The sequence below is a fragment of the Sphingomonas sp. jy18 genome (assembly GCF_056931895.1).
The window spans coordinates 1,019,485-1,027,867 of sequence record NZ_JBXPBT010000001.1 but is presented as its reverse complement, the minus strand read 5'-3'; the positions used below and the strand labels follow the sequence as shown (position 1 = coordinate 1,027,867).

Genomic DNA, 8,383 nt, shown 5'->3' with positions numbered 1-8,383 from the left:
TGTTGGTTGGAGGGTGGACAGGCGAGGGGTTTCCCCTTTGCAGAATTTTTGGGGGGTGGGGGGGCTGGTGGCGCTGCGGCTGCAGCGCCACCAGCAGAAGTGCAGGCGTCTGACGGGTTTAGTCGGCGGGCAGTATCGGGATGCACTGCGGCGGAAGCCGTGGCCGATGCTCCGCCACCCATGGAGCCTGAACCGGCGGCGAGGTCAGACAGCCGATCCGGTCCTGAACGGGGCAGTGAAACTGAGCAGCCGACGGGCGGCTGTGAAAGCCCCGGAAAAGCGGGGGTGGCCGCATCCGCCACCCCCGACCCCGATTATCAGTTTCCCGTCGCGAAAGTGGGGGGGCAGGCTGCCCCCAAGCCGACGACCGTTCGAGCCGGTGACAGCGACGGAGCGGCGGGGGGCACGGCGACACCGCTCCCCGCCGCACAGGTGGAGCCGGAGACCGCGCCAGCGCCGCTCCCTGAACCGGTGCCGGTGGCTGGCGCCGCCGGCACCGGCATAGCCTTGCCTGCCGATGATGCGACTGGCGCCGAATGGGGCCAAGTGCTGCGCAACGAAGCAACGGCGCGTGGTGTCCATATTGTCGAGTTCGTGCGGCCGCTGTTCGGATCATCATCATCGCGGCTGTACGAGCTGGAGCGGAGTCGCTGCCCTCGTCCAGCTACACGCGATCGCATTCGCGCGTTCCTGACAGGCGTCGATCTGCCCGCTGCCAATCCGCCCAAACCGGTGCTGGGTGTGATGCCGTCGGCGCGGGTGCGGGTGGTGTATGAGGCGATCCGCGCCATTGCCAACGAGGGCGGGCCGTGCCCGAAGAATCGCGAGCTGGCGGTGGCCGCAGGGTGCATGGAATCGGCGGTGCCGACGCTGCTGCTGTGGCTGCGCGACAATGGCTGGCTGGTGCTGGAAAAGGGCCGCGCGCTGAAAGAGCGGCGGTTTTACGTGCCGGAGACCGGGCAGCGCACGGGATGGCCGGCGCCGGATGAAAAGATGGGCGAGGCCAAGGCCGCGCCGAGCGCGGCGCTGGAAGCCAAGGATGCCGAGGTGGCCGATATCGCGGCGCGGCGGGATGCGGTGGAGCGCGACCGGGCAGAGGCGCTGCGCGCGGCGACCCGGGCCGAGGCCGAGGCACTGGGGCGCAACCGCAAGATTGCGGGCACGGTGGGCGGCGGCATGGCCGCGGGTGCCAAGCTGAGCGTGCCGCCACCGTCACGCGACAGTTATGGCGCGGCGTTTCAGGCAGCTTTCATGGGCGATGGGCCGGGCAGTGCCGCCGGCGTGCTGCGCGCGGCGTGGCCCGAGGATCTGCGACTGCTGGAGCGCATCGCGCAGGCGCATGGCGAACGGCCTGTGCCGATGCTGGTGCGGCTGATCCGCGCCGAGGCGCGGCGGATGGACCTGCGGCGGCGCGATGCCCTGCCCGATGGCGGGGCGTGGTGGGTGACGGGCACGGCCAAGCAGGTCGACGGCGAGTTCGATGCCGGGTTCGGCGAGGAAGGGATGACGATTCATGGGTAAGAGCAACGAGCCCGAGTGCGCAGCGCGGGTGGAGCGGTGGCCTTTGCTGAAGGCGCTGCAGCTGATCGACAGTGTGATCGAACCGAAGAACACGATTCTGATCCTGTCGCATGTGTTGATCGAAGGCGACGGCGAGACGATCCGGCTGACCGGCACCAATCTGGACCAGCAGGCAGTACAAACCATTCCGGCACGGGTAGAGGCGCCATTTGCCACAACCGTGTCTTCCGCCCGATTGATGGCGGTGGTTGCGGGCTTTGCCGAGGGAAGCGAGGTTGCCCTATCGCTTGGGGCCGGTGAGCTGGTTCTGCGCGCCGGGCGGGCCCGGGCCGCGCTGAAGACGTTGCCGCGCGACGACTTCCCCTTGCTGGTCACGGGCGACGCGATTGCCGAGTTCAGCATGAACGGCAAGCGGATGGCGGCGTGCCTGGCGCGCATCAGCTACGCGATCTGCACCGAGCCGCACCGTTATTATCTGAACGGCGTGTTCTGGCACCGCGCCAGCATCGACGGTGGAAAGACCGGCAAGCTGACGATGGTGGCGACAGACGGGCATAATCTGGCGCGCGAGCAGCTAAATATGGACGTGTCCGATCTGCCGGACGTGATCATTCCGCATCGCGCTGTCACATTGCTGGCGCGCGCGCTGAAGGATGTCGACGAGGATGTCGAGATCAGCGTGGGCGACAAGCTGTTGCGGTTCGAATGGGGCAGCAGCAGTTATGCGACCAAGAAGATCGACGGCCAATTCCCCGATTACACCCGCGTCATTCCGCTGAGCAACGACAAGCTGCTGCATGTCGACCCGCGATCGCTGACGGCCTCGATCGCTCGTGCAACGGCGGTTGCGGTCGACAAAACGCGCGCGGTGCGGCTCGACCTGGACACGGACCGGTGCACGATATCCGCCACCTCGCCCGAATATGGGCATGCCGCCGATGAGTGCCCGGTCTCTTGGGACAGCGGCGCTTTCACCGTCGGCTGCAACGCCGCTTATCTGAAGTCTGCGCTCGATGCTGTCGGCTCCGATAGCGCGGCAATCCATTTCGCTGACCCTCGTGCGCCGATCCGCTTCGAGCGGGTGGTGCCGGACGGCTTCGTCGGCGTGCTGATGCCGATGAACGTTTGAGGAGGTGACGATGTCTGGCGGTGATTTCGATTGGGACGAAGATGGCATCGATCAAGAGGCCGTCGATTTGGTGGATGGCGACGCCCGGCATGGCGCGGCGATGCAGGCGCTGTTCGATGCGGCGGCGCTTGCCGATGGCGAAGCCTGCCGCCGCGCGCTCGACCTGCTCGGGCTCGGCGCTTCGGCCAGCGGCAATCTGTATGCGATGATCGCGATGGCGCGGCGGCGCGCGGCGCCGCTGCCTGTTGTGCAGTCGCCCGAGGTTACGGTGTTTCCTGTGCCGGGCCATCTGTCCGGTTCGACGCTCGGCAGGCCGCTCATCGCGGGAGTAGAGGTGTGATTGTCGATCAGGCAGCGGCGTGGGCCGGGCTGCACGCAGCGCATGATGCGGGGCGGGCGGCGGAGCGGGGCGATGTGCTGGCGCATCTGGCGCAGCACAGGGCGCGGCTGCTGCGGGTGGATGGCGTGTCCGCGACGGACATGGAGGTGCGGCGGTTCGACGAGCTCGTCGCGTCGATCGATGCCGGGTTGCATGTGGGTGGTGCCTGATGTTGCCCACCGTCAATGGCGGCGCGGCGCTGCCCACCGTGGACGGTGGCTGGGCCTGCATCCTTGCCGACCCGCCCTGGTCTTTCGACGCCTATTCGGGTGACGGCGGGACGCCGCACCGGACCGCCGAGGATCATTATCCGACGATGTCGCTGGATGATATCGCCGCTCTGCCGGTGCGGGACGTGGTGGCGAAGGATGCCGCGCTGTTCATGTGGGTCGTCGGTTCGCACCTTAACCAGGCCATGGCGCTGGGTCAGGAATGGGGGTTCGAATTCAAGACGGACGCCTTTTACTGGATCAAGCAGAAGCTGATCGCCGCAGACCAGATCGACCTTTTCACGGGTGACATTGCCCCTCCACGCATGGGCTTCGGCTACTGGACGCGCAAGCAGGTGGAGCCTTGCCTGCTGTTCACGCGGGGCAAGCCGAAGCGACTGAGCAAGGGTGTGCGGCAGGCGATCATCGAGCCGCGGCGCGAGCACAGCCGCAAGCCCGACTGCCAATATGACCTGATCGAGGCGCTGGTGGCGGGGCCGAGGCTGGAACTGTTCAGCCGCACGGACCGCCCGGGCTGGGTGAGTTGGGGCCGGGATGCCGGCAAATTCGGGAAGGCAGCATAGTGGCGCTCTCTGCTGCCTTTCTCGACGAGCTCAGGGCTCGCACATCGCTGTCGGCGCTGGTCGGGCAGTCGGTGAAGCTGTCGCGGGCGGGGCGGGAGCATAAGGGGTGCTGTCCGTTCCATCAGGAAAAGACGCCGAGCTTCACGGTCAACGACGACAAGGGATTTTACCACTGTTTTGGCTGCGGCGCGCATGGCGACGCGCTGCGCTGGTTGACCGACCATGGCGGGCTGCCGTTCATGGACGCGGTGCGGCAGCTGGCCGACGCGGCGGGCATGGAGGTGCCGGCGCGCAGCCCCGAGGCAGCGGCGCGGGCCGAGCGGATCGACGGGATCAGGCCAGCGCTCGAAGCGGCGCAGGCGCTGTATGTGCGCGAGCTGGAGCAGACCGGCGTGGCACGCGAGTATCTGCATGGGCGGGGCATCGATGCCGCGACGATCGCGGCGTTCGGGCTGGGCTGGGCACCGTCTCGCCGAGGGCATTTGCGCGATGTGGGAATCCAACTGTCCGACGCGTTGGCCGCCGGGCTGGCGTGGCAGGGCGATGACGGCAGGGCCGGGGAATCCTTCTTCCTGCGGGTGATGGTGCCGGTGCATGACGCGCGGGGCCGGCTGATCGGCTTTGGCGGGCGATCGTTGCAGCCATCGTCGCTGGTGCCGAAGTACAAGAATTCGCCAGATAGCGAGATTTTCGACAAGGGTCGGGTGCTGTTCAATTATCATCGTGCGCTGCGCGCGTTGCGATCCGCCCCTTCCCCTATCGCAGGCGATAGCGGGGCGGCCGCAGGCGGCCCACCGCAACGTCACCCCAAGCGATTGGTGATTGTCGAAGGCTATTTTGACGTGATTGGCTTGGCGACGGTGGGCATAGCCGAGGCGGTAGCGCCGATGGGCACGGCCTGCACCGCGGCGCAGCTGGAGCTGGCGTGGCGCGCGGTGCAAGTGCCGTGCCTGGCGTTCGACGGCGATGTGGCGGGCCGCACGGCCGCGCGGAGGGCATGCGAGACCGCGCTGCCGCTGATCGGCGCGGGAAAGTCGCTGAGCGTGGCGCTGTTCCCGCAAGGGCAGGATCCGGACGATGTCGCACGATCGGGAGGCCGGGACGCGGTAGAGGCGGTGCTGGGCGATGCGGTGCCGATGGCCAGATTTCTCTTCGACTGCGTTGCAGCCGAAGCGGGCCTTTCTTCCGATGGAAGGTCTTCGGCCCCCCGTTCGCAGGCGAACGCGGCGGGTGATGACGATGTGTCGCCGGATAGAGTGGCGGCTGTCTGGCACCAGCTCGAGGCGCTGGCCGGCACCATCGTCGATGCCGAGACGCGTGCGCAGTATCTGGCGCTGTGGCGCGGGCGGTACGATGCCGAAGTGAGCCTGTCTGCCCGGCTGCGGCCGCCGGCGGAGCAGGTGGCGGCGCTGATCGAGGCCGATGAGGGCAAATATGCCTTTCCCGACGAGGGCGAGGAATCGGTGCGCAAGCTGAAGATGATCGCAGGGCGGGTGCTGGATCTGCGTGCGCAGCGGCGCGAGCTGAACGATGACATCAAGTCGGTGATGCAGATTGCCAAGGCGTTCGGGTTTTCGACGCGCGAGATAACAAAGACGGTGATCGACATGGAGGCCGACCCGGCGATGCGCGAGCAGGCCGAGGCGATCCACATCAGCTATCGGCGCGCGCTGGGCGTGCAGGGCCCGCTGACCGAGGCAGCGCTGCCGGTGATCACCGGCGCCGCAGTGGAGCGGGCGGCGCAGGTGGTCGACAAGCGGCTGAGCCGCACGCTGGCGCTGATCGATGCCCGGGAGGTGGGACGCTGATGCCGCCTCTAGCAATGAAGATTTGGAAGCAGTTGTGTGGGCCGCGATCCACCCGAAACCTGCCCGATTCCGGCGCGTGGAAGGAATTCATGCGCGCCAAACATTTCGAGGTCTCTGACATAATCGACCTCGCTGATCAGTACGACGCCCTAGAGTCAACGGTACGGCGGGCACACTTAAAGCAATGGGGTTTTCTTCCATTTCCTGTTTGCTGGTTGGAAGCCCGAGGTGATGGTGGGCGCGCCGGAATCCTGCTTATTGCACGTGACGAAGACGATCCGAATTCAGTGCGCAACTCGGCATATGTCATGTGGGATGATGGAATCAGCCTACGTATTGGCGGTCGGAGAATGTTTCATCACGGCTACATTTATCCCGAATCAAGCGACGAGGATTTCGATGCAGAAAGAGCATTGAATGCGATCGTCGGCGCGGCGCTGATTTACATCAACCGTCCCCAAAACGTGGGCCTTGTGCTGCATCAGCCCCATGCCGGCCTTGCTCGTCGTATTGCTCGTGCGGAGCCGATGGTTGGCAAATTTCCCTTGATGGCGTGGACCGAGGTCCGCCTGACTGGCGTCACTCGCGACCACCTCGGCCGACGCGTCGAGGGTCGCCTGAGCAACCGCAAGCCGCTGCATTGGGTGAAGGCACATCTGCGTCCGTCTACCGGTGCGCTAGTGAAAGCGCACACCCGGGGAGACCCAGCGCTGGGGATCAAGCAATCGCGGTACGTCTGCCAACCGGGAGCGCGGGACAATGGGTGACGTTATGCGAACGCTGTTGGGCGACAACGACCAACGAGGATGGAATGCCGACTGGCGCGTAGGTGATCTTGCGTGTTGCATCCGGGCAGATTGGGAGACCGATCGAAGCGACAACCCTGCCGTCGGTGATCTCCTGCGTGTCTCGTCGCTGCAAGCCAGTGGAATGAGCCAACGGACTTTTGTCGTCATGCATGCGCTGGGGTTCGAAGGAAAGGCCAGCCATCGATACTGGCATTGTGCGCACTTCCTGAAGGTAAGGATTTGTATTCCTGAAGCGGTGGCGTCGGATCTGCTTGGTGAGCCAGTGAATCATGGCTGAGCGTGACCCCGGAGAGATGGTGCCGGCGTCGGACGATCCGCGGCTGTGGCGCAGCAAGCTGCCGATGAACGATGTCGGCAATGCGCGACGCTTTGCGCAGCTGGCGGGTGGCCGGCTGCTGTTTGTCGGCGAAATCGGGCGGCAGGGCGACTGGGTGCGGTTCGACGGTGCGCGGTGGACACCACGTGACGGGGCGGCGAAGGCACGCAGCGTGGCGCTGGCGGTGAGCGAGGCGCTGCTGGACGAGGCGCGCACGCTGATGCTGGCGAGCGATGCCGAGGTGCAATCGGTGTACGGGCCGCGCTTTACCGGCGAGATGGCCAAGGAACGGGCCAACCAGCTGTTTGCCTGGGCGATGAAGACGGGCAACAGCGACCGCACGTCAGGCATGCTGAAGCAGGCTGCGGCGCTGGTCGACGAGGATGGCGCCTTCATGATGCGCGCCAGCCTCGATGACTTCGACACCGATCTGTACGCGTTCCATTGCCTGAACGGCGTGCTGCGCTTTACCGACCATGGTGCCGATGGCTGGACGGCCGATTTCACCCCCGGGCATGACCCCGCCGACATGTTCATGCAGATCGCGGCTGTGGCCTATGACGCGCGGGCCGACTGTCCGGCGTGGCGGGCGCGGCTCGACGAGCTGCACGACGACCCGGTGGCGCGGACCGCGATCCAGCGGATCTACGGCATGACGCTGACCGGGCTGATATCCGACCAGGCGTTCTACATCTATCAGGGCAAGGGCGGCGACGGGAAGTCGATGACCAATGGCGTGATAGGCCAGATGCTGGGCGACTATTTCCGCAGCGCCAGCCCGAAAACGTTCCTGCAATCGCGGCAGGAAAAGAGCGGTTCCGACCATCAGAGCGACATCGTGCGGCTGCGCGGCGACATCCGCCTGGTGGTGGCCGACGAGCCCAAGAAGGGCAGCACGTGGGACGGCGAGCGCATCAAGCAGGTGACCGGCAGCCGGATCACGGCCCGCGCGCCTAACGCGGTGGAGGAAATCACCTTCATCCCGCGCTGGCAGCTGATCGTGGAATGCAACCCGCTGCCCAAGGCGCCGAGCGACGATCGCGGGTTCCGCCGGCGGTTCAAGCTGCTGCCATGGGTGAAGACCTATGGCGTGACGGCAGGCCTATCCGACGAGGCGCCACACATCGTCGAGGCGCGGCTGCTGGCCGAGGCGAGCGGCATATTGAACTGGATGATCGAGGGCGCGCTGGCGTGGCTCGACAGCGGCGATGTGCCGGAGCCCGAGCTGTCACGCATGGCGAGCAGCAGCTTCTGGGCGAGCGGCAGCGCGCTGGTGGAGTGGCTGGAAGCCCGGTGCGACCTGTCCGACCCGTCCGCGACGACGGGCGCGACGGCGCTGTATCAGGATTTCAAGGCGTTCTGCACGGAGCAGCGGGGCGATGCGGCCGACAAGATCATGTCGCAGACCAGCTTTGGCAACGCACTGAACGAAAAGCAGATCTACCGCGATACCGACAAGACGAACCGGGTGCTGCGCGTCGGCATTCGCCTGCGCGGGGCCGACGATCTGATGGCCGGAACGACGGCGATCGCGTCGGCCGACCTGCCTGCCGGATGGCGTGACGACGACCCCGGGTTCGACCCCAGCGACGACATCTTCGGCTGATGGCGGGCGTGAAGACGACTGT

General features: G+C 66.2%; 9 protein-coding genes. All 9 read left to right on the top strand.

What is annotated here, in order from left to right; genetic code table 11:
* The first annotated feature begins 285 nt into the window (after positions 1–285).
* Genes AC0QC4_RS05120 through AC0QC4_RS05080 form a run of 9 tightly spaced genes read left to right on the top strand, consistent with a single transcriptional unit; the run spans position 286 to position 8,361 of the window.
* On the top strand, positions 286–1,521 hold the full coding sequence (locus tag AC0QC4_RS05120; RefSeq protein ID WP_483658626.1) for a hypothetical protein: 1,236 nt from the start codon (positions 286–288) through the stop codon (positions 1,519–1,521).
* Entirely contained in the window at positions 1,514–2,650 is a 1,137-nt protein-coding gene (gene dnaN, locus AC0QC4_RS05115) for a DNA polymerase III subunit beta (protein WP_483658625.1), read from the top strand. Before AC0QC4_RS05120 ends, dnaN begins: the two co-directional genes overlap by 8 nt.
* A 10-nt stretch (positions 2,651–2,660) precedes the next feature.
* Positions 2,661–2,990: a hypothetical protein gene (locus AC0QC4_RS05110; protein WP_483658624.1), complete on the top strand. Its 330-nt coding sequence runs from the start codon at positions 2,661–2,663 to the stop codon at positions 2,988–2,990.
* The gene (locus AC0QC4_RS05105) at positions 2,987–3,199 is read left to right on the top strand and encodes a hypothetical protein (protein ID WP_483658623.1); all 213 of its coding nucleotides are present in this window, start codon (positions 2,987–2,989) and stop codon (positions 3,197–3,199) included. The genes AC0QC4_RS05110 and AC0QC4_RS05105 overlap by 4 nt, the downstream gene beginning before the upstream one ends.
* The gene (locus AC0QC4_RS05100) at positions 3,199–3,822 is read left to right on the top strand and encodes an MT-A70 family methyltransferase (RefSeq protein ID WP_483658622.1); all 624 of its coding nucleotides are present in this window, start codon (positions 3,199–3,201) and stop codon (positions 3,820–3,822) included. The genes AC0QC4_RS05105 and AC0QC4_RS05100 overlap by 1 nt, the downstream gene beginning before the upstream one ends.
* Entirely contained in the window at positions 3,822–5,630 is a 1,809-nt protein-coding gene (dnaG, locus tag AC0QC4_RS05095) for a DNA primase (protein WP_483658621.1), read from the top strand. The genes AC0QC4_RS05100 and dnaG overlap by 1 nt, the downstream gene beginning before the upstream one ends.
* A 14-nt stretch (positions 5,631–5,644) precedes the next feature.
* A complete protein-coding gene (locus tag AC0QC4_RS05090; protein ID WP_483658620.1) occupies positions 5,645–6,397 on the top strand; it encodes a hypothetical protein in 753 nt (250 codons plus the stop codon).
* Positions 6,390–6,716, top strand: coding sequence for a hypothetical protein (locus AC0QC4_RS05085; RefSeq protein ID WP_483658619.1), 327 nt, complete (start codon positions 6,390–6,392; stop codon positions 6,714–6,716). Before AC0QC4_RS05090 ends, AC0QC4_RS05085 begins: the two co-directional genes overlap by 8 nt.
* Positions 6,709–8,361: a DNA primase family protein gene (locus AC0QC4_RS05080; protein WP_483658618.1), complete on the top strand. Its 1,653-nt coding sequence runs from the start codon at positions 6,709–6,711 to the stop codon at positions 8,359–8,361. Before AC0QC4_RS05085 ends, AC0QC4_RS05080 begins: the two co-directional genes overlap by 8 nt.
* Positions 8,362–8,383 lie beyond the last annotated feature (22 nt).